Here is a 20,872-nt window from a genome sequence, read left to right as displayed (position 1 = left end):
GCGGATTACCCGTGTGAAAGTAGGTCATCGCCAGGCTCTTACAATGCAAAACCCCTCGACAGCGTGTGCTGCGAGGGGTTTTGTCTTTCTGGAGACCACAGCGCGGACCCATGCATAGATCCCTGCGGGCTGTTGTTTGCCGGTGATTCGGGTACCGGAGTATTCCGCGCGTGCACCGCTTCTGATAATTTCCATCCAAGTCCCGGACTGACCGGGATGAAGCAGTCTGCCGCGCGCAATACGCGGCAAGCAGTACGCAATACCAAAGCCCGCTGCGAAGCAGCCGGACGGGCGGATTTACGGAAGCAGGGGGGCAGATGGCGGCCAGGACGTATCGGCTTGTATCGACTGGCGTGGCGGTCGCGCTGACGTTGGCGGGATGCGCATCGACGCAAGTCAGTCCGCCCGCGGATCCCGCATCGATGGCGGCCGTGTCGGCCATCGACTGCAAGGTCTTCGCGGCGCGCGTCGCGCCGGATGCGAACAGCGCCGCCGATGCACCGATGTCCGATCCGATGGCCGCTGCCAACCAGCAAGCCGTCGAGGCCGAAGCCGGCGACGATGGCGATGCCGTACCGCCGCCGCCCCTGGCAAACCTTCCACGTTTTTCCTCTGCGTCCCTGCGCAGTCCGCTGCCGGTAGGCTGGCAGCCATGGACAATCAACCGGAACAAGACCCCGACTCGTTATACGCTGGCCGAAGTGGAGCAGCGCGTCGTTGTCCACGCCCAGGCTGACAGTTCAGCCTCCGGTCTCTACGTGCCTTTGCGCGATCGCGATGCGGGCATGCTGCGCTGGACGTGGAAGACCAATGGCGTCATCCGCAATGCGGACAACGGCCAAGGCCAGCGCGAAGACTCACCGCTGCGCCTCTTTGTCGCATTCGATGGTGACAAGGGCAGCCTGTCGTTGAAGGACCAGCTCATGTACGAAATGGCGCGGCTGACGACGGGGCGCGAGATGCCCTACGCGACGCTGATGTACATCTGGGGTGGCAAGCGTCCGGAAGGCACGGTCCTATCGAATCCGCATACGGATCGTGTCCGCATGATCGTGGTGGATAGCGGCGCGAAGCACGCCAATGAATGGCGTTGCCACGAACGCGACCTGCGCGCCGATTATCGCAAGGCCTTCGGCACGGATCCCGGCCGGGTCATCGCCGTCGGCATCATGACCGATACTGACAACACCCGCAGCAAGGCGGAGTCCTGGTACGGCGACATCGCGCTGGACTAGTTCGTCACGGGCCGCCGACCGGCTCACTGAGCGCCAGCACCGCGAAGGACGCAAGCCAGTGCGTCGCGACATAGCTGCCATGCATGGCCTGCGGCAGCGAGGCTTCGATATGGTCTGACCAGGCCTGGATTGCCAGCGGGCGCAAGTCCTCGGGCAATGCCGGCTCCAGCAGGCGCCAGCACCACGCACGTGACAGATTGAGGCCATCGAGGTGGGTCATCTTGGGGTCGCTGCGGTCCGCGACAGCCACAGGCGTCAGCCAGTTCGCCAGTTCCGTGCGCGAGGGGGCGAATAGCTCCCACCATTCCGCAAAAGCACATCCGTCCATGACGGCATGCATCAGGACGGCCTCCGTCAGTCCTCCTGACAGGAATTCGTCGCCGCCCGGCTCATAGCGGGCCGGGTAGTGCTGGTCATGGCCAAACCAGCGATGCGCGCGCCGGACAATGGCTCGGCGCAGTGCGTGATGCTGGTCTGCGCGCGCGTAGGAAAGCGCCATGATCAGCGCGAACGCGCTGTTGAAGTGCGTGCCGGTGCGGACCGGGAAATCGGCCACATCGAGATAGTCGACGAGTTGCCGGGCCAGGTGCCGTGCCAGCGGCGCGCAGGCCTCGGCCCATTGCGCGGCCTGTGCATCGTTCGCGCCAGCGGACTGGAGTTCGGCCTGCAGGCGCAGCAGCCACGCCCAGCCGTACGGCCGCTCAAACGTGCGCGAGCCCGGCTGAAGGAAGTACGCCAGCTCCGCTTCGATGGCCTCGGGACGGAACTGCCCATCAAGCGTGGCCCTGATCCGCGATCCATCCTCAAGGTCGGGCCAGAGGGACAGCAGGCGGACCAGCAGCCAGTGCATGTGCACGCTGGAGTGCCAGTCATAGCTGCCGCAGAACACCGGGTGCAGGACCGCTGGATCGAGCCGGTCGTCCGGCCCGGTCAACATGTGCTCCAGCTTGTACGGATAGCGGCGCCCGATGTTGTCGAGCGCGACCCGGGCAAAGCCATTTGCGTGAGTTCGATCCAGTGCGATGCGCCCCATGGCCATTTTGCTCGCTCAGGCCGGGGCCAGCCACGCTTCCACGAGCCTGACAAGGAACGTCGACCCGACTGGCAGCAGTTCATCGTTGAAGTCATAGCTCGGGTTGTGCAGCATGCATGGCCCCATGCCGTGCCCGGACTCGCGGTGCGCGCCGTCGCCGTTGCCGATAAACAGGTAGCAGCCCGGCTTCTCCTGCAGCATGAACGAGAAATCTTCCGCGCCCATCGTCGGCTCGACATCGGCATCGACCATGTCCGCGCCCACCAGCGCCGTCGCAATGCCGGCGGCAAACTCCGCCTCCGCCACGCTGTTTATCGTCGGCGGGTAATTGCGATGGAATTCGAAATCGACCGTGCAGTCGAAGGCAGCAGCCACCGCGCGCGCCACTTCCTCCATGCGCCGTTCGATAAGGTCCAGCACCGGCAGCGTAAAAGTGCGCACGGTACCGCCGATCCAGGCCTGGTCCGGCACGATATTGGTCGCATCGCCGGCATGGAACTGGGTGACCGAGATCACGGCCGTATCGATGGGCCGCTTGTTGCGCGTGATGATCCCCTGCAGGGCCGATACGATCTGCGCAGCGGTGAACACCGGGTCGTTGCCGTTGTTCGGCATGGCCGCATGCGCGCCCTTGCCGCGCACGACAATGCGGAACTCGTTGCTCGACGCCATTAGCGGACCCGCGCGCGTGCCGAACGCGCCGACCGGCATGCCCGGCCAGTTGTGCATGCCGAAGACGGCATCACACGGAAAGCGCTCGAACAGGCCGTCCTTGATCATCTCGCGCGCGCCGCCGCCGCCTTCCTCGGCCGGCTGGAAGATCAGGTTGACGGTGCCATCGAAGTTGCGGTGCTCGGCCAGATAGCGCGCCGCGCCGAGCAGCATGGCCGTGTGGCCGTCGTGGCCGCAGGCATGCATGCGGCCGTCATGCTGCGACCGATGGCCGAAGGTGTTGGCTTCCTGCAGGGGCAGCGCATCCATGTCGGCGCGCAGGCCGATGCTGCGCTTGCCATTGCCCTGGCGGATCACGCCGACGAGGCCGGTCGTTCCCAGTCCCCGGTGGACCTCGATGCCCCAGGATTCCAGGGTGCGCGCCACCACGTCGGACGTGCGTTGTTCCTGGAAGCACAACTCGGGATGCGCATGGATGTCGCGTCGGATCGTACGGATTTCGGCTTGCGCCTGCAGGATTTCGGGAATGAGCTTCATGATGCAGCAGAGGGTGCGGCCGGCGGTTGGAACCCCGATCATACGATGCCCGCCCGGAAAGCGCCAAAACGGGCCGCTTTGCGCCCGATTGGGGCGACATGGAACATGGTGCGATGGCGCACTGCAATACATGTGGGTGGGTTTCCCCCAATGCCCGGTTTGATCGGTTGCTGGAACAGTTCGTGCTTGAAGTGCCCGGCCGGCAATACCGTCGCCACAGCGTGCAAGACCGCACCAGGATGCAGCGCCGCCTTCGGGTCCGTTGCGCGCGCATTGCCGATCCTAACGTTGCTCCACCTGTCCCTGGGAGAAATGCGCGATGTCCCTTCGCACATTCAAGAAGGCATTTGGTGCTGTCGCGGTAGCCGGGGCCATGAGCCTTGCGCTGGCCGGTGCAGCACAGGCCGCCGACCTCAAACTGGCCATGAGTTCGCCGCCGACCTCGATGGATCCGCACTTCTACAACCTGTTCTCCAACATCAACGTGTCGGAGCACATATTCGATTCGCTGATCAAGCTGGATCCCGACAGCCGCATCATTCCCGGCCTGGCGGAGTCGTGGAGGATGGTCAACAACCTGACCTGGGAGTTCAAGATCCGCAAGGGCGTGAAGTTCCATGACGGTTCCGAGCTGACCACAGACGACGTTGCGTGGTCGCTCGACCGTCCGGCCACGATCCAGAACAGCCCCGGCAAGTTCGACGTTTACACCAAGGCGATCATCAACAAGAAGATCATCGACAAGTACACGATCCAGCTAACCACCAACCAGCCCTATCCGCTGATGCTGAGCGACCTTGCGTCGATCTTCATCGTACAGAAGAAGGCAACTCAGGGGCTCAGCTCCGATGACTTTGCCCAGGGCAAGGGCATGGTCGGCACCGGCCCGTTCAAGTTCGTCAGCTACGCGCGCGATGACCGGGTCGAACTGGTGCGCAACAATGACTACTGGGGGCCGAAGCCCGCATGGGACAAGGTGACGCTGCGCTTCATCCCCAACCCGGCCACGCGCCTGGCCGCGCTGCTGTCGGGCGACGTACAGGCGATCGAGAATGTGCCGACACCTGACCTGCCGAAGGTGCGCAGCGATCCCAAGCTGTCGTTCTTCTCCAAGATTTCGCATCGCGTGATCTACCTGTACTTCGATACCAAGCGTGACAAGTCGCCATACGTCACGACGAAGGAGGGCCAGCCGATGGACAAGAACCCGCTGAAGGATGCGCGCGTGCGCAATGCCATCAGCATGGCCATCAACCGGCAGGGCATCAAGGACCGGTTGATGGAGGGCCTCTCGGAGCCGACCAACAACCTCGTGCCGCCCACGCTGTTCGGCTACAACCCGAACCTCAAGACGGTCAAGTACGACCCGGAGGGCGCCAGGAAGCTGCTTGCGGAGGCCGGCTATCCGAATGGCTTCGGCGTGACGCTGCACACGCCCAACAATCGCTACGTCAACGACGAGAAGATCGCCCAGACTATCGCGCAGAACCTCACTCGCGTCGGCATCGTGACCAAGGTGGAAGGCATGCCGATGGCCACATATTCGTCCAAGGGCATCAAGCATGAATGGTCGTTCGGCCTGCTGGGCTGGGGCGCGCAGACCGGCGAAGTGAGCTCTCCGCTGCGCGCGCTGCTCGCTTGCGAAGACAGCAAGAAGGGCTTCGGCACGACCAACTGGGGCGAATATTGCAACCCAAAGATGGATGTCGTGCTGGAAAAGGCCCTGTCGACCGTGGATGACGGCGAGCGCTCCAAGCTGCTGCAGGAGGCCACTGCCATCGCGATCCACGACGGCGGTATCATCCCGATCCACCAGCAGGTGACCACCTGGGCAACGCAGAAGGGTATCGTCTATGTACCGCGCACCGACGAACGCACCTATGCGCACAACTTCAAGCCGCAATAAGCGGCGCCAGCCGGTCGCCCGCGGGTAGTCATCGCGGCAACGTACACCATGCGGGCAGCGCCAGGGACGGACGCGGGGCTGGCCCGGCGCGGCCCGCAGCGGTGTGCGAAAGGATAGTGGTCTGACATGCTGGTCTTTATCATCCGGCGACTGATGCAGAGCGTGGTTGTGCTCTTTATCATGTCGCTGCTCGTTTTTCTCGGCGTCTTTGCCATCGGCAATCCCGTCGACATCCTGATCAATCCGCAGGCGGACCAGGAGGACATCCGGCGCACCATCGCCGCGCTCGGGCTCGACAAGCCGCTCTGGGAGCAATACCTCGTCTTCCTGCAGAATGCGTTGCACGGCAACCTGGGCACTTCGTTCGCCCACGGCACGCCTGCGCTCAAGCTGATCTTCGAGCGCATGCCCGCCACGCTGGAGCTGGCGGTGTTCGCGATCCTGCTGGCCATCGTGCTGGGCATACCGCTGGGCCTGTGGGCCGGCTTGCGTCCCAACGGCGTCGCCGGCAAGTCGATCATGACGGTGTCGATCCTCGGCTTCTCGCTGCCCACCTTCTGGGTCGGGCTGATGCTGATCATGGTGTTCGCCGTGCAGCTCGGCTGGTTGCCGTCGAACGGACGCGGCGAGACCGTGCGCGTGCTGGGTGTGCCGCTGAGCTTTCTGACTGTCGATGGCATCCGCCACCTGATCCTGCCAGCCGTGACGCTCTCGCTGCTCAATATCGCCATGGTGATCCGCCTGACGCGCGCCGGCACGCAGGAGGCCATGCTGCAGGACTACGTGAAATTCGCGCGCGCGAAAGGCTTGTCCAACGCCCGCATCGTCGGCGTGCACGTGCTCAAGAACATCCTGATCCCGATCGTCACGGTGATCGCGCTGCAGTTCGGCTCGATCATCGCGTTCGCGATCGTGACCGAATCGATCTTCGCCTGGCCCGGCATGGGCAAGCTGATCATCGATTCGATCCAGTTGCTCGACCGGCCCGTGATCGTCGCCTACCTGATGGTGATTGTGACCCTGTTCATCCTGATCAATCTGGCGGTGGACATCGTCTACAGCGTGCTCGATCCGCGCGTGCGCATTGCCGACAACAAGGGCTGAGCCATGACTGCCGCCACCGCAGACAAGCCGAAGACCGCGCGCGAGCAGACGCCGTTGCGCCGCTTCGCCGCCGAATTCCTGTCCAGCAAGATCGCCATAGCGGGGCTGATTACGCTGGTCGCCATCATCCTGGTTGCCATCTTCGCGCCGTGGCTGGCGCCGCAGAATCCGTATGACCTGGCCGCGCTCGACGTGCTCGATGCACGCCTTGCCCCTGGCGAGCAGGCCGGCAACGGCATGACGTTCCTGCTGGGCTCCGACGAGCAGGGTCGCGATATCCTGTCCGCGGTCATGTACGGGCTGCGCATCAGTATTGGCGTGGGCGTGGTCAGCACGGTCATCGCGCTGCTACTCGGCGCGACGCTAGGCCTGCTCGCGGGCTTCCTGGGCGGGCGCGCCGAGGCCTTCATCATGCGCGTGGCCGACCTGCAGCTGTCGTTCCCGCCGATCCTGCTGGCGCTGATCCTGCTGGCGTTCCTGCGCCCGGGCATCGGCAATATCGTGATCGCGCTGGTGGCGGTGCAGTGGGCCTACTATGCGCGGACCACGCGCAGCGCGGCGCTCGTCGAGCGCCGCAAGGAATACATCGATGCCGCCACCTGCCTGGGCCTGCCGCCGGGGCGCATCATGTTCCGCCACCTGCTGCCCAACTGCCTGCCGCCGCTGATCGTGATCGCGGCGCTGCAGGTGGCATCGGCCATCACGCTCGAGGCAACGCTGTCGTTCCTGGGGCTGGGCGTGCCGATCACTGAACCGTCGCTGGGCTCCCTGATCTCGAACGGCCAGCAGTACATGCTGTCGGGCAAGTACTGGATCAGCTTCTTCCCGGGCATTGCGCTCGTGGTCACCATCGTCGCCATGAATCTCGTGGCGGACCAGTTGCGCGACGTGCTGAACCCGCGCCTGCAGACGCAATAGGGAAGGGGCAACATGGCACAACCAACTCTGGTGGTCGAACACCTCAAGACGCAGTTCTTCACGCGCGGCGGCATTGCCAAGGCGGTGGACGACGTATCCTTCACGGTCGGCCGCGGCGAGATCATGGGCCTGGTCGGAGAATCCGGCTCGGGCAAGTCGATGACGGGCTATTCGATCATGGGCCTGATCGACCCGCCCGGCAAAGTCGTCGACGGCCGCATCGCGCTGACCAGCCGCGACGGCGTCACGCGCGACCTGCGCGCGCTCACGCCGGCCCAGCAGCGCGACGTGCGCGGCAACCGCATCGCCATGATCTTCCAGGACCCGATGATGACGCTGAACCCGGTCCTGCGCATCGACACGCAGATGATCGAGGCGGTGACGGCGCACGACAAAGTCAGCAAGGCCGCAGCGCGCGAGCGGGCACGCAACGCGCTTGCGCGCGTGGGCATTCCGTCGCCGGATGAGCGCCTGCTGGCCTATCCGCACCAGTTCTCGGGCGGCATGCGCCAGCGCGTGGCGATCGCGATCGCGCTGCTGAACAAGCCCGACCTGATCATTGCCGACGAGCCCACCACGGCGCTGGACGTGACCATCCAGGGCCAGATCCTTTATGAGATGCAGACGCTGTGCCGTGAGTCGGGCACGGCGCTGATCTGGATCACGCACGATCTGTCGGTGGTGGCGGGCCTCGCCGATTCGGTTTGCGTGATGTACGCGGGCAGGATCGTCGAGTCCGGTGACGTGCGCCAGGTGCTGGAGCGCCCCGAGCATCCCTATACGCACGGGCTGATCGGCTCGGCACCCTCGCGCAACCCGCGCGGTGCGCCGCTGAAGCAGATCCCGGGCATGACGCCGTCGCTGCTGAACCTGCCTGGCGGCTGCGCTTTCCGCGAACGCTGCCCCTATGCCACCGAGGTGTGCAAGACCGAGCCACCGCTGGAGACGGCGTCCGACGGCCGGCGGCTGCGGTGCTTCCATCCGGTGATGGCCCGGCAGGAGGCGGCATGAGCGAAACGGAACTGGATACCCCTGCCATGACGGACGGACCTTCGCAGACGGTGACGCCGTCCGCGCCACTGCTGGAGCTGCGTGGAGTCTCCAAGCGCTTCGTCAAATCGCTGGATACCGCGGCGCGCATCGCCAACCTGTTCGGCGCTCACGCGCGCGAAGAGGTGGTGCACGCGGTCGATCGTGTTGACCTGAGCATCCGCCAGGGCGAGGTGGTGGGGCTCGTGGGCGAGTCCGGATGCGGCAAGTCCACGCTCGGCCGCATGGCGGTGGGCCTGCACTCCCTGACCGAAGGCGAGCGCCTGTGGCATGGCACCTACCTCGATCATTTGCCTCCGGCGAAGCGCCGCGAGAAGCAGCTCGCGATCCAGATGATCTTCCAGGATCCGTATGCGTCGCTCAATCCGCGGTTGCGCGTGATCGATATCGTGGGCGAGGCACCGGTCGTGCACGGCATGGTCGCGCGCGGCGAGCAGAAGGCCTATGTGGAAGACATGCTCGTGCGGGTGGGGATGGACCCGACCGTGCTGCGCCGCTTTCCGCACCAGTTCTCGGGCGGCCAGCGCGCGCGCATCGGCATTGCGCGCGCGCTGGCGGTGAAGCCGGAATTCCTGGTGTGCGATGAGTCGGTGGCGGCGCTCGATGTCTCGATCCAGGCCCAGGTGCTGAACCTGTTCATGCGCCTGCGCCAGGAGCTGAACCTGACCTACCTCTTCATCAGCCACGACCTTGGGGTGGTGAAGCACATCAGCGACCGCGTGGTGATCATGTACCTGGGCCGGGTGGTGGAGTCGGCGCCGACCGAGGAGGTCTTCGCCGCGCCCAACCATCCGTACACGCAGGCGCTGCTGGCCGAGGCGCCCAAGCTCGAAGTCGGCAAGAAGACCTATGTGGCGATCCGCGGCGAAATTCCGTCGCCGCTGAATCCGCCCACGGGTTGCCATTTCCATCCGCGCTGCCCGCATGCGATGCCGCGTTGCAAGGCGGAGCAGCCGCTGCTGAAGGAGATCGCGCCGGGCAGGCTTTCGGCGTGTCACCTGAACGATATGGGGTAGATGACAGGAGGGTAGAGCGCGCGATCCCTCCATTGTCCGTTCAGCGAATCACCTGTCCCTTCGAGTTGATGATCGTCATCTCGACAAACTTCGATCCCACGTGGTTTTCGGGGGTGAAGTTGACGATGAAGCCGCCCAGATCGACATTGCGCATGCCTTCCAGCGCCGCCACCAGCCGTTCGCGCGTCAGGTCCTTGCCCGCGCGGCGCAGGCCTTCCGTAAAGGCCTTGGCGGCGACGAAGCCCTCGATGCCGACGTAATCGAAGTCGTCCGGCTTGCCGGCGACCTGCAGCAGCCGCAGGTATTCGCGCACCACCGGCAGCGTGGCGTTGCCCGGGTGCGGCATGACCTGCGAGATGATCACGCCGCTGCCCAGCGGGCCCAGTTCGCGCGCCAGCGCCTGCGTGCCGACATAGGACACGTTGTAGAACTGGCCGCTGTAGCCACGGCGCAGCGCTTCCTTCACGAAGGCGCCGGCGGTGCGGTAGGCGCTGACCAGCACCACGGCGTCGGGATTGGCCTTCATGGTGCCCTGCATGGCGTCGCCGATCTCGACGGTATTGCGCACCACGTTCTCGCGCGCCACGATCTGCACGCTCGGGTCCGGCGATGCCTGCAGCGCGCGCGCCAGCCCCTCCAGGCCGGCCTTGCCATAGGCGTCGTCGTTGTAGACCACGGCCACGCGCTTGAGCCCGGTGGTGCGGATCTGGCGCACGATGGCGGCCGTTTCCTCATTGAAGCCGGCACGCACATGGAAGATATTGCGGGCGCGCGGATCGCGCAGGGACTGTGCTCCGGTGTAGGGCGCGAAGAACGGCACGCCGGCCTGCGCCGCGACCGGCAGCGAGGCCTCGGCATTGTCCGTGCCGACATAGCCGAACAGCGCGAATACGCGGCCTTCGCCGACGAACTTGCGTGTATTGGCCGCCGCGGTCTCCGGCTCGTTGTAGTCCTCCAGCGTCTGCAGTTCGATGCGTCGGCCGTAAATGCCACCCTGCCGGTTGACGGACTCGAAGTACAGGCGCGCACCGGCACCCATCTGCTTGCCAAGTGCCGCCGTCTGCCCGCTGAGGGCAGCAGACTGGCCGAGCACGATGGTGTCGGCCGTCACACCGGTTTCCGCTGCGATGGCGGCGCCCGCTGCGCCGCAAAAGCCGATGGCGCCAGCCACCAGCAGGCCGGCGAAGCGCCTGGCCTTGACCCCGTTAAGATTGGACATGAATCCCCGCAAAAATGTCAGGTTGGATACCCATGCGCCCCCGGGCCGGTCTGCGCCGGCGTCGGGGCTCCCGCCAGCTGTCAGCATGCCTGCCGCAAGCCGCTCATGGCTGCGGGGCACGGGTGGCCGGCGGTCATTTTCCGGCCAGGACCGGAACGCGCCGCTGCATCATAATCGAATACAATCCGAGCAGAAACTGCCGCGTCCGCTGTGGTTTTCACGGTTGTGACGGGCATTCGGGCCATCCCCCTGGCCAATCGTCAATCGCCCCGACCCATATTCCAGCCGCCTTCCTGCCTGCCCGGAGATTCCATGGCTTCCCGTATTGTCCGCGCCGCCTGTCCGCATGACTGTCCCGACACCTGTGCCCTGCTTGTCACCGTCGAGGACGGCCGCGCGATCAAGGTCAATGGCGATCCGGACCATCCGGGCACCCAGGGCGTGCTGTGCACGAAGGTATCGCGCTACACCGAGCGCACTTACCATCCCGACCGGCTGCTGACGCCGATGCGCCGGGTCGGGCGCAAGGGCGAGGGCAAGTTCGAGCCGATCTCCTGGGACGAGGCGCTGGACGAAGTCGCCACGCGGCTCAAGGCCATTGCCGCGCGCGACCCGCAGGCGATCGCGCCGTACAGCTACGCCGGCACCATGGGACTTGTGCAGGGCGAAAGCATGGCCGCGCGCTTTTTCCACAAGCTCGGCGCCTCGCTGCTGGACCGCACCATCTGCGCGAGCGCCGGCGCCACGGCGCTGCGCTACACCTATGGCGCCAGCGTCGGCATGGACATGGAAAACGTCGTCGACGCGAAGCTCGTGATCATCTGGGGCGGCAACCCGATCGCGTCGAACCTGCATTTCTGGACGCGCGCGCAGGAAGCCAAGCGGCGCGGCGCGACGCTGGTGGCGATCGATCCGTATCGCTCGCTGACCGCCGAGAAGTGCCACCGCCACATCGCACCGATGCCGGGCACCGACGGCGCGCTGGCGCTGGCCATCATGCATGTGCTGATCCGTGACGACCTGCTCGACCACGACTACATCGCCCGGCACACGCTGGGCTTCGACGCGCTGCGCGAGCGCGCGCAGGCGTACTCGCCGGCCCGTGCCGCGGAGATCTGCGGCATTGCGGTCGAAGACATCGAATGGCTGGCCGGCCTCTACGGCACGCTGGCGGTGCGTGAGCGCCAGCCGGTGGCCATCCGCCTGAACTATGGCATGCAGCGCGTGCACGGCGGCGGACAGGCGGTGCGCGCGGTGGCGTGCCTGCCGTCGCTGGTGGGTGCGTGGCGGCATCCGGCGGGTGGGCTGCAGCTGTCGGCGTCGGGATTTTTCCCGGTCAACGACAGGGCCCTGCAGCGGCCCGACTTGCTGCCCCCCGGCCGGTTGCCGCGCACCGTCAACATGAGCACGATCGGCGATGCGCTGCTGGATCCGGGCAGTCCGGGCAATCCGCGCCTTGAGGCGTTGGTCGTCTACAACAGCAACCCGGTGGCGGTGGCGCCGGAATCGGGCAAGGTGGCCGAAGGCTTTGCGCGCGAGGACCTGTTCACGGTCGTGCTCGAGCAGTTCCGCACCGATACGGCCGACTACGCCGACATCCTGCTGCCCGCGACCACGCAGCTCGAGCACGTGGATGTGCACAAGGCCTATGGGCACACGTACTTCCTCGCAAACAACGCCGCCATCGAGCCGATGGGCCAGGCCCTGCCCAACACCGAGATCTTCCGCCGCCTGGCGCAGCGCATGGGCTTCAGCGAGCCGTGTTTTAGCGACAGCGACGAGCAGATCGCGGCGCAGGCCATCGTTCCCGGCGACGCGCGTGCGCAGGGCATTACGTGGGAATCGCTCAAGGCGCGGGGCTGGCAGAAACTGTCGCTGCCGGCCGCGCCGTTCGCGCACGGCGGCTTTCCCACCGACTCGGGCAAGTGCGAGTTCTATTCCGAGGCCATGCGCAGCGCCGGGCTCGATCCGCTGCCCGACTACGTGGCGCCGTACGAAGCGCCGTCTTCGGCGCCCGAGCTGGCCGACAGGTACCCGCTGGCGATGATCTCGCCGCCCGCGCGCAATTTCCTGAACAGCAGCTTCGTAAATATCGACAGCCTGCGCGCGACCGAGGGCGAGCCGCACCTGGACATCCATCCAGACGATGCCGCCGCGCGCGGCATCGTCAACGGTGCCCGCGTGCGCGCGTTCAACGACCGCGGCAGCATGCTCGCGCGGGCGCGCGTGACCGACCGCGCACGGCGCGGGCTGGTGGTGGGGTTGTCGATCTGGTGGAAGAAGCTCGCGCCGGACGGCAAGAACGCCAATGAACTGACCAGCCAGCGGCTTACCGACCTGGGCCGTGCGCCTGTGTTCTATGACTGCCTGGTCGAGGTGGAGGCTTGGCACGAGGCGGAAGTGGTGGCCGTCGCGCCATGAGCCGGTGATGGACTGGAAGAAGGGCCGCCGACGCGCGGCGGGCATCCTGGTAGCGGCGGGGCTGGCGCTGGCGATGGCCGGCTGCGATACGGTCGGCTACTACTACCAGTCCATCGGTGGCCACCTGGGGGTGATGGCGCAGGCACAGTCGCTCGATGACGCGATTGCCAGCGCACAGGCGTCCAACGATGCGCGCCTGGCCCAGCGCCTGACGCTGGCGCGCCACATCCGCGACTATGCTTCGCGCGAGCTGAAGCTGCCCGACAACGGCAGCTACCGCCGCTATGCCAACCTGCACCGGCCTTACGTGGTCTGGAGCGTGTTTGCCACGCCCGAACTGTCGATGGCGCTGCACCAGTGGTGCTTCCCGATCGTCGGCTGCATCAGCTATCGCGGCTACTACGCCCAGGGCGATGCCGAGCACTATGCCGCGGGCCTGCGCCGCGAAGGCCTGGAGACCTATGTGGCGGGCATTCCGGCCTATTCCACGCTGGGCTACTTCGATGACCCGCTGCTGAACACCTTCGTCTACCTGCCCGAAGGCGAACTGGCGCGCATGATCTTCCACGAGCTCGCGCACCAGGTGGTCTATGTACGCAATGACACGGCCTTCAACGAGTCGTTCGCGACTGCGGTGGAGATCGCCGGCGTGGAGCGCTGGCTCCGTGACGATGCGTCGGACGATGCGCGCGCGAGCTACCGGCAGTACGACAGCCGGCGAAGGCAGTTCCGGGCGCTGCTCCTGGACACGCGCGACCGGCTCGATGCCTTGTACCGTGCGGGCGCGGACGATGACACCAAGCGCCGCGGCAAGGCCGAGATCTTCGACAGCCTGCGCAGCCAGTATGCAAAGCTGCGCGTGGAGTGGGGCGGCTACAGCGGCTACGACCGCTGGTTCGACCAACCGTTGACCAACGCACACCTGGCCGCCGTTGCCACGTACCAGCAATGGGTGCCCGCATTCACGGCGCTGCTCGACAGCGTTGGCGGCGACTGGACGCGCTTCTATGCCGAGGCGCGCCGCATCGGCGACTTGCCTGCGGACGAGCGCCATGCCGCCTTGCGCAAGCTGGCGCCGCCGGCCGTGAATACCGGCACGCTGAACGCCGAGGAGCGGGCGCCCGGCACCGTCCGGTCCGACCACTGACCGGACGCCGTCCCGCTCAGACGCCGGTTGGCCGCTTCATATGGCAGGCCGACGGCAGGTCGAGTGCCTGCGCCGGCGTCACGCTGTTCAGGCGAAAGCCGTACTGCGTGCCTTCGGCGCCGACCTTGACGGTCTTGCCGTCAACGGGCGCAACGGTCGACACCACCTGCGGCAGCAGGAGCTGGTGGTCGCTCTTGCGCATCGTCACCTCGCCCAGCGCGGTCTTCATCTTCATGCCTTCGAGCGCCAGCGCGACCCTGGTCGGATCGTCGCTGCCGGCGCGCCGCATGGCCTCGGTCACGAGCTGCACCGACACCAGCACGCGCGGCGTGAAATACTCGCCGGCGGCGGTCTGTTTCACGCGCGCGGCGAGCGCGGACAGCGCCGGATCCTCGGTGTTGGGCAGCCATTCCGAGACCCATGTGAGCTTGCCCGTCTTCGCCTGCGAAACCGCCAGCACGGTGCCGGGTGCGCCGCCGCCACTGTGGTTCAGGTAGCGCGGGTCATAGCCGATATCGCCCGCGGCCTTGATCAGCAGGCTCAGGTCCTGGCCCCAGTTGCCGGTGACGATCGTGTCGGCGCCGCTTGCCTTGATCTTGCTGACATAAGGCGCGAAGTCCTTGACCTTGCCGAGCGGGTGCAGCGTGGCGCCGACGAACTGCGTGTCCGGCCGCGCGGTGGTGATCATCTGCTGGCCCAGCGCGGCCCAGACCCGGCCGTGCGCGTAATCCTGGTTCAGCAGGTAGAGCTTGTGGATATCCTTCTGCTCGCGCGTGAAGTCGGCCAGCGCGCGCATCTTCATGGAGGTGTTGGCCTCGGTCGCGAAATGCCAGAAGCTGCAGCGCGCGCCGGTCAGGTCCGGGTCGATCGACGCATAGTTGACGATCAGGATACGGCGGTCGGGGTTGCGTTCATTGTGGCGCGTGGCGGCTTCCACCAGTGCGGTCACGACCGAGGAGCCCGAGCCGCCCGTGAACACCACCTTGACCCCGGCGTCGATCGCGCTTTGCAGCGCCGCCAGGCTGTCCTGCGCGGACAGCTTGTTGTCGTAGCTCACCAGCTCGTACTTGCGGCCAAGCACGCCGCCCTGCGCATTGGCGTCGTCGATCGCGAACTTCAGGTTGGCCTGGAAGATCTCGCCCACATTGGCCAGCGGCCCGGACAGCTGGTCGATGAACGCAACCTTGACCGGCGCGCCCTGCGCTGCCGCAAGCGCGGGCGCCAGGGCAGCCGCCAGGGCCGCGGTGGCCAGCAGGCGGGCCAGGGGACGCTTGCGGGCGCGGGGTGCTCCGCGCGTTGGCGTGGTGGTCTGCATCAGGTGTCTCCTCCTGTTGTCGATGAAGCATCCGGGCGGCGTGGCGGGTTTGAGGTGCCGCTACCCGCTACCAGGTGTCGATAAAGCGGCGGTCCTCGCCCGTGCGCCGGCCAAGGCTGGCCGGCGGCACCGAGGCCAGCCCGCGCAGCAGCCAGCGGCGCGTGTCGGCCGGGTCGATCACGGCGTCGATTTCCAGGTGGCTGGCCATGTTCAGTGCGCGGCCGCGCTGGTAGGCGGCATCGACCATGCGCGCGAACAGCGCCTCGCGCTCGTCGGGGTCGGCCACGGCTTCGAGCTCCTTGCGAAAGCCGAGCCGGATCGAGCCTTCCAGGCCCATGGCACCGAATTCGCCGCTCGGCCAGGCTGCGGTGAAGAACGGCGCCGCGAAGCTGCCGCCGGCCATGGCCTGCGCGCCAAGCCCGTAGCCCTTGCGCAGCACGACCGTGAAGAACGGCACGCGCAGCGCGCCGGCCATCACGAACAGGCGCGAGACGTGGCGCACGGTGGCGCTCTTCTCCGCCTGCGGCCCGACCATGAAGCCCGGCGTGTCGCATAGCGACAGGATCGGCAAGCCATGCGCGTCGCACAGCTGCATGAAGCGCGCGGCCTTGTCCGCGGCGGCGCTGTCGATGGCGCCGCCGAGGTGGCGCGGGTTGCTGGCAATGCAGCCGAACGCGCGGCCCTCGATGCGGATCAGCGCGGTGAGAATGCCGGTGCCGAATGCCGCGCGCAGTTCGAGCACCGAGCCGGTGTCCGCGAGCGCATGGATCACCGCGCGCATGTCGTAGCTGCGCAGGCGGTTCTCGGGGATCGCATGGCGCAGGCGGCGCGGGTCTTCGGCCTGCCAGCCGGGCGCGTCGCCCTGGAAATAGGACAGGTAGCGGCGCGCGGCATCGACGGCGGCGGCTTCGTCGTCCACCAGCACATCGATCACGCCATTGGGCGCCTGCACGCCGACGGGCCCGACTTCCTCGGGGGCATACACGCCCAGGCCGCCACCCTCGATCATGGCCGGACCGCCCATGCCGATGGTGGCGCTGCGCGTGGCGATGATCACATCGGCGCAGCCCAGCAGCGCCGCATTGCCGGCGAAGCAGCGCCCATGCACGATGCCCACCAGCGGCACCTGCCCGGACAGCCGCGCGAACTGGATGAACGAGGTGCAGTCGAGTCCGGCCACCACCGGCATGTCGGTGTCGCCGGGGCGGCCGCCGCCGCCCTCGGCGAACAGCACCACGGGCAGCTTCCACTGCAGCGCCAGCGCCAGCATGCGGTCCAGCTTCTTGTGGCCGTAGTAGCCTTGCGTGCCGGCCAGCACGGTGTAGTCGTAGGCGAGCACCATGCAGCGCGCATCGGCGCCGGGGATCTGCGCCGCGTTCACGGTGCCGATGCCCGTCACGATGCCGTCGGCCGGCGTCGAGCGGATCAGGTCGTCTTCCGTGCGGCGCTGACGCTGCGCGGCGATCGCCAGTGCGCCATATTCGATGAAGGAGTCCGCGTCGCACAACTGCGCAATGTTCTCGCGCGCGGTGCGGCCGCCCTGTGCATGGCGTTTTGCCACGGCTGTCTCGCGGGCGGCGTCCTGGCCGAGCGCGTGGCGCTGGAGCGCATCGCGCAGATCGGCGCGGACATGATCGGGGTCGTCGGCGGTGCGGACCTGCTCGGTGTGGCCGGCGTCGTCGCTGGTTTCAATCAGCACGAGCGCGGCACCTGCCCGCACGGTCGCCCCGGCCTGCGCACGCACGGCCAGCACCGTGCCCGCGGCAGGCGCCTCGACCGGGTGCTCCATTTTCATGGCCTCGATGATCGCGAGCGGCTGGCCGCGGCGTACGGTGTCGCCGGGCTGCACATGGAGCGCGGCCAGAGCGCCGTCCATTGGCGCCTGCACGGCTACGGCATCGGAGGGCAGGTCGTCGTCGGCCTCGCTGTCCTGTTCCACAGCTGCGGCGCCGGTTGCATGCAGCGCGGGGTGGTCGCCGCCGGCCGCGGCGAGCGCGGGTAGGGCCTGGTCGAGGTACTGCGTATGCACGGCATTGCGCTGCACGGCGTCTTGCTGCAGCAGGTCCTGCAGCAGGCGGCGGTTGGTGTCGATGCCCTCGATCCGGAACTCGCACAAGGCACGGTACGCAAGCGCGAGCGCGCGGGGGTAATTGCCGCCGGACTCGTGCACGATCAGCTTGGCCAGCAGCGAATCGAAGCGCGGGTTGGCCGCCATGCCCGCGAAGCCCGCGCTGTCGACTCGCACGCCCGGCCCGCTCGGTGCCTCGAACGCGGTGAGCGTACCGGCAGCGGGACGCAATTGTCCTTGCCCGTCGAGATGCTCGGCATTGATGCGAAGCTGCACGGCCACGCCGCGCGGTGCCGGTACGCGTTCCAGACCCAGTTGCGCAAGGTCCGCGCCCATGGCGATGGCAAGCTGGGTTTGCACCAGGTCCACGCCGGTGACCATCTCCGTCACGGTGTGTTCGACCTGCAGGCGCGGATTGGCCTCCATGAACCAGAACGCCGGCGCCTGGCCGTCGCGCTCCTGCACCAGGAATTCGAACGTGCCGATGCCGCGGTAGGCGGCCGCGCGCGCAAGCGTGCTGGCGGCCTCTGCCAGGCGTGCACGGGTTGCATCGTCGAGCGCGGGGCTGGGCGCCACTTCCACGAGCTTCTGGTGCCGGCGCTGCAGGCTGCATTCGCGCTCGCCGAGCGTGACCACTTGCCCGCCGGCGTCCGCGACCACCTGGATTTCGATATGGCGCGGCGCGGTCACGATCTGCTCGACATAAACCGCGCCGTTGCCGAATGCCGCCGTCGCCTCCGACGCGCAGCGCGACCACGCTTCGTCGATCTGCGCCGCGTCGTGGACGGCGCGCATGCCGCGCCCGCCGCCGCCGGCCAGCGCCTTGATCATCATGCCGGTGCCGCGCGGCAGGCCGGCAAAGAACGCATGGGCCGCGGCCAGCGTGGTCGGGCCGGTCGTGCCCGGCACCACGGGCACGCCATGCTCGCGGGCCAGCGCACGGGCACGCGCCTTGTCGCCGAACAGGCGCAGCACATCCGGGGCTGGACCGACGAAGGTCAGGCCGGCGTCAAGGCACGCCTGCGCGAAGTCGGCGTTCTCGGACAAGAAGCCATAGCCGGGATGGACGAGCTGGCAACCCGCACGGCGCGCGGCGGCGACGACCTGCCCGATATCGAGGTAAGCGCGCGGGCCGCTGCCGGCCAGTGCCACGGCTTCATCGGCCTTGCGCACGTGCAGCGCGTCGCGGTCGTCGTCGCTATGGATGGCCACGCTCGGCATGCCCAGGGCCGCGGCCGCGCGGGCGATGCGGATGGCGATTTCGCCGCGGTTGGCGATCAGGAGCTTGGGCGGAATCATGTCGGTAGAAAAGGGGGGGCGGGCAGACGCCCGCTGCGGCATCGCGGTGCCGCAGCGGGAAGAGCAATGCGGTGTCAGCGCAGCGCTTCGGCCAGCGGTATCAGGTCTTGCTTGCGCACCTTGCCGGTCGCGGTCAGCGGCAGCGTATCGACAATGCGAAGCTGGGGCACCTTGTAGACCGCCATGCTGCCGCGGCACCACGCGGTCAGCGCAGCTTCGTCGACCGTGCCGGCGGCCTCGGGCTTGAGCATCACGAAGGCCACCGGCACCTGGCCGCGATCCTCGTCGGGGCGGCCGACCACGGCCGAGCCCAGGATGGCCGGATGCTGGCCGAGCATGGTTTCGATCTCGGCCGGGAACACGCTCATGCCGTTGACCTTGAGCATCTCCTTGCGCCGGCCCAGGTAGTGCAGGTAGCCGTCGGTGTCGATCACGCCGATGTCGCCGGTATGGAACCAGCCGTCGCGCAGCGATTCGCGCGTGGCGTCGGGCTTGTTCCAGTGGCCCTTGAGCAGCGTGGGCGTACGCACGCACAGTTCGCCCTCGGTGCCCAGCGGCAGCAGTTCGCCGGTGGCGAAATCGCACACCTTGAACTCGGTGCCGGGCACCGGCAGGCCGACGAACACGGGCTGCGCGCGCAGGTCCATGTCGTGGTCCTGCATGCCGTACGTGAAGGTGTTGCAGGTCTGCGTCTCGGTCATGCCCCACGCGGTTTCCGCGATGGTGGAACCCGTCAGCGCCTGCCAGCGGCCGCGATAGTCGAGGTTCAGCTTCTTGACGAAGGACGACACGCCGACATGGCGCAGCGAGCGCAGGTCATAGTCGCCGACGCGCGGGTGGTCCATCACTTCGACCGCGCTGTCGACGAGCATCGAGGCATTGGTGACGCGGTAGTGCTGCACGGCGGCCATGAAGGTCTGGGCGTCCCAGCGCGCCAGCAGGACCAGCGGCACGCCGAAGAAGACGGGGAAGATCAGGCACAGGTTCTCGCCGGCGATCCAGAACTCGGGGAAGAAGCCGAGCATGACGGCGTCGTCGGCCATGGGCAGCGCCACGGCGCCGAACGCGGCGGCCATGTCGATCATGTCGCCCTGCGTGTGGATGCAGCCCTTGGGCAGGCCCGTGGTGCCGCCCGTGTAGTTGAGCGCGGCTGGAGCGTCGATGTCGGGGATCGCCCGCGGCGCTGGAGCGGTGCAGGCGGACATCGCCGCGAGCAGGTCGATCGCGCGGTCCGCGGGCTCAGGGTCGAGCCGCGGAGCCTGCGCCATGGGCGGCAGGGGCAGCGTGGGCTTGTCCGGCACCACATCGGCGTAGCTGGCCACGAAGAATGTGCGCAGGGGATCGGCCGCGCCGAGTTCGGCGCGTGCGTCGGCCACCAACGGCAGCAGCTGGTCCAGCGACACCAATGCGCACGGCGTGCTGTCGCGCAGCGCGTGCAGCAACTCAGCGCGCTGGGACAGCGGGCTTACGGGCACGTAGATCGCACCCAGCTTCAGGATGCCGAAGAACACTACATGGAACTGCGGGCAGTTGGGCAGAAGCACCGCGACGCGGTCGCCCGCGCCGATGCCTTGCGCGGCGAGCAGCGCGGCGCAGCGGTCGCTCTGCGCGTCCAGCTCGGCATAGGTGGTGACGTGGCCGTAGAAATGGACGGCGGGTTGCCGCGGGCGCTCGCGGGCCCAGTGGCGCAGCATCTCCGACAGCGGCACTCGCCCCAGCGGATACTGCGGCTCGCGCGGCGCGCCGGCCGGCCACGCGGCTTGCCAGCGCCGGCGCAGGTCATCGAGATACTCGGCTTCGTGCCGTGGCGCGCCGGTGGCGGCGGCGGCCGGGGTCGGCTTTGCAGTCGGGTCCATCAGCGGGTGTCTCCTCGCAGGATGTCGGCAGCGGCGCGACAGGCGCGCCGTTCGAATTTACCTCGTAGTATATTTA

General features: G+C 67.2%; 14 protein-coding genes. 8 read left to right on the top strand and 6 right to left on the bottom strand.

Annotated features, from left to right (window positions below):
• The first annotated feature begins 317 nt into the window (after positions 1-317).
• Positions 318-1,235: a DUF3047 domain-containing protein gene (locus AC3FNH_RS11920; RefSeq protein WP_488720185.1), complete on the top strand. Its 918-nt coding sequence runs from the start codon at positions 318-320 to the stop codon at positions 1,233-1,235.
• A 4-nt stretch (positions 1,236-1,239) separates the two neighbouring features.
• Here the strand turns inward: AC3FNH_RS11920 and AC3FNH_RS11915 are convergent, their stop codons facing one another.
• Entirely contained in the window at positions 1,240-2,268 is a 1,029-nt protein-coding gene (locus tag AC3FNH_RS11915; protein ID WP_276098628.1) for a DUF2891 domain-containing protein, read from the bottom strand.
• A 15-nt stretch (positions 2,269-2,283) separates the two neighbouring features.
• Positions 2,284-3,477 (bottom strand): M20 aminoacylase family protein, encoded by a 1,194-nt coding sequence (locus AC3FNH_RS11910; RefSeq protein ID WP_488720184.1) that lies wholly within the window; start codon positions 3,475-3,477, stop codon positions 2,284-2,286.
• A 319-nt stretch (positions 3,478-3,796) separates the two neighbouring features.
• Between AC3FNH_RS11910 and AC3FNH_RS11905 the strand changes: the two genes are divergently transcribed.
• The 5 genes from AC3FNH_RS11905 (at position 3,797) to AC3FNH_RS11885 (ending at position 9,471) form a co-directional block, all read left to right on the top strand.
• Positions 3,797-5,383: an ABC transporter substrate-binding protein gene (locus AC3FNH_RS11905; RefSeq protein WP_488720183.1), complete on the top strand. Its 1,587-nt coding sequence runs from the start codon at positions 3,797-3,799 to the stop codon at positions 5,381-5,383.
• Positions 5,384-5,509: 126 nt separating this feature from the next.
• On the top strand, positions 5,510-6,487 hold the full coding sequence (locus AC3FNH_RS11900) for an ABC transporter permease (protein ID WP_488720182.1): 978 nt from the start codon (positions 5,510-5,512) through the stop codon (positions 6,485-6,487).
• A 3-nt stretch (positions 6,488-6,490) separates the two neighbouring features.
• Complete coding sequence (locus AC3FNH_RS11895) at positions 6,491-7,405, top strand: ABC transporter permease (protein WP_276098624.1); 915 nt, start codon at positions 6,491-6,493, stop codon at positions 7,403-7,405.
• A 12-nt stretch (positions 7,406-7,417) separates the two neighbouring features.
• Positions 7,418-8,416, top strand: coding sequence for an ABC transporter ATP-binding protein (locus AC3FNH_RS11890; protein ID WP_488720181.1), 999 nt, complete (start codon positions 7,418-7,420; stop codon positions 8,414-8,416).
• A complete protein-coding gene (locus tag AC3FNH_RS11885) occupies positions 8,413-9,471 on the top strand; it encodes an ABC transporter ATP-binding protein (RefSeq protein WP_488720180.1) in 1,059 nt (352 codons plus the stop codon). Before AC3FNH_RS11890 ends, AC3FNH_RS11885 begins: the two co-directional genes overlap by 4 nt.
• Before the next feature lie 40 nt (positions 9,472-9,511).
• On the opposite strand, the gene AC3FNH_RS11880 is transcribed toward AC3FNH_RS11885, so the two are convergent.
• On the bottom strand, positions 9,512-10,690 hold the full coding sequence (locus AC3FNH_RS11880) for an ABC transporter substrate-binding protein (RefSeq protein ID WP_488720179.1): 1,179 nt from the start codon (positions 10,688-10,690) through the stop codon (positions 9,512-9,514).
• 312 nt (positions 10,691-11,002) lie between these two features.
• Between AC3FNH_RS11880 and AC3FNH_RS11875 the strand changes: the two genes are divergently transcribed.
• Both AC3FNH_RS11875 and AC3FNH_RS11870 read left to right on the top strand, forming a co-directional pair.
• Complete coding sequence (locus tag AC3FNH_RS11875; protein WP_276098620.1) at positions 11,003-13,111, top strand: molybdopterin-containing oxidoreductase family protein; 2,109 nt, start codon at positions 11,003-11,005, stop codon at positions 13,109-13,111.
• Positions 13,112-13,118: 7 nt separating this feature from the next.
• On the top strand, positions 13,119-14,258 hold the full coding sequence (locus tag AC3FNH_RS11870) for an aminopeptidase (protein ID WP_488720178.1): 1,140 nt from the start codon (positions 13,119-13,121) through the stop codon (positions 14,256-14,258).
• Positions 14,259-14,274: 16 nt separating this feature from the next.
• On the opposite strand, the gene AC3FNH_RS11865 is transcribed toward AC3FNH_RS11870, so the two are convergent.
• The 3 genes from AC3FNH_RS11865 to AC3FNH_RS11855 form a co-directional block, all read right to left on the bottom strand.
• Complete coding sequence (locus AC3FNH_RS11865) at positions 14,275-15,573, bottom strand: branched-chain amino acid ABC transporter substrate-binding protein (protein ID WP_488720177.1); 1,299 nt, start codon at positions 15,571-15,573, stop codon at positions 14,275-14,277.
• A gap of 67 nt (positions 15,574-15,640) precedes the next feature.
• Positions 15,641-18,940 carry an acetyl-CoA carboxylase family protein gene (locus AC3FNH_RS11860; RefSeq protein ID WP_488720176.1) on the bottom strand — a complete coding sequence of 1,100 codons (3,300 nt, stop codon included), beginning with the start codon at positions 18,938-18,940 and terminating at the stop codon, positions 15,641-15,643.
• Between the two features lie 74 nt (positions 18,941-19,014).
• Positions 19,015-20,796 carry an AMP-binding protein gene (locus tag AC3FNH_RS11855; protein ID WP_488720175.1) on the bottom strand — a complete coding sequence of 594 codons (1,782 nt, stop codon included), beginning with the start codon at positions 20,794-20,796 and terminating at the stop codon, positions 19,015-19,017.
• Between the last annotated feature and the right edge of the window lie 76 nt (positions 20,797-20,872).

This window comes from Cupriavidus sp. 22TCCZM01-5, from assembly GCF_057798915.1.
This window is presented reverse-complemented; position numbering and strand designations above follow the sequence as displayed.

Coding starts and splice junctions, on each gene's coding strand:
- AC3FNH_RS11905 (WP_488720183.1), top strand. CDS start 3,797: ATGTCCCTTCGCACATTCAAGAAGGCATTTGGTGCTGTCGCGGTAGCC.
- AC3FNH_RS11875 (WP_276098620.1), top strand. CDS start 11,003: ATGGCTTCCCGTATTGTCCGCGCCGCCTGTCCGCATGACTGTCCCGAC.
- AC3FNH_RS11920 (WP_488720185.1), top strand. CDS start 318: ATGGCGGCCAGGACGTATCGGCTTGTATCGACTGGCGTGGCGGTCGCG.
- AC3FNH_RS11910 (WP_488720184.1), bottom strand. CDS start 3,477: ATGAAGCTCATTCCCGAAATCCTGCAGGCGCAAGCCGAAATCCGTACG.
- AC3FNH_RS11870 (WP_488720178.1), top strand. CDS start 13,119: ATGGACTGGAAGAAGGGCCGCCGACGCGCGGCGGGCATCCTGGTAGCG.
- AC3FNH_RS11900 (WP_488720182.1), top strand. CDS start 5,510: ATGCTGGTCTTTATCATCCGGCGACTGATGCAGAGCGTGGTTGTGCTC.
- AC3FNH_RS11890 (WP_488720181.1), top strand. CDS start 7,418: ATGGCACAACCAACTCTGGTGGTCGAACACCTCAAGACGCAGTTCTTC.
- AC3FNH_RS11885 (WP_488720180.1), top strand. CDS start 8,413: ATGAGCGAAACGGAACTGGATACCCCTGCCATGACGGACGGACCTTCG.
- AC3FNH_RS11860 (WP_488720176.1), bottom strand. CDS start 18,940: ATGATTCCGCCCAAGCTCCTGATCGCCAACCGCGGCGAAATCGCCATC.
- AC3FNH_RS11880 (WP_488720179.1), bottom strand. CDS start 10,690: ATGTCCAATCTTAACGGGGTCAAGGCCAGGCGCTTCGCCGGCCTGCTG.
- AC3FNH_RS11895 (WP_276098624.1), top strand. CDS start 6,491: ATGACTGCCGCCACCGCAGACAAGCCGAAGACCGCGCGCGAGCAGACG.
- AC3FNH_RS11865 (WP_488720177.1), bottom strand. CDS start 15,573: ATGCAGACCACCACGCCAACGCGCGGAGCACCCCGCGCCCGCAAGCGT.
- AC3FNH_RS11855 (WP_488720175.1), bottom strand. CDS start 20,796: ATGGACCCGACTGCAAAGCCGACCCCGGCCGCCGCCGCCACCGGCGCG.
- AC3FNH_RS11915 (WP_276098628.1), bottom strand. CDS start 2,268: ATGGGGCGCATCGCACTGGATCGAACTCACGCAAATGGCTTTGCCCGG.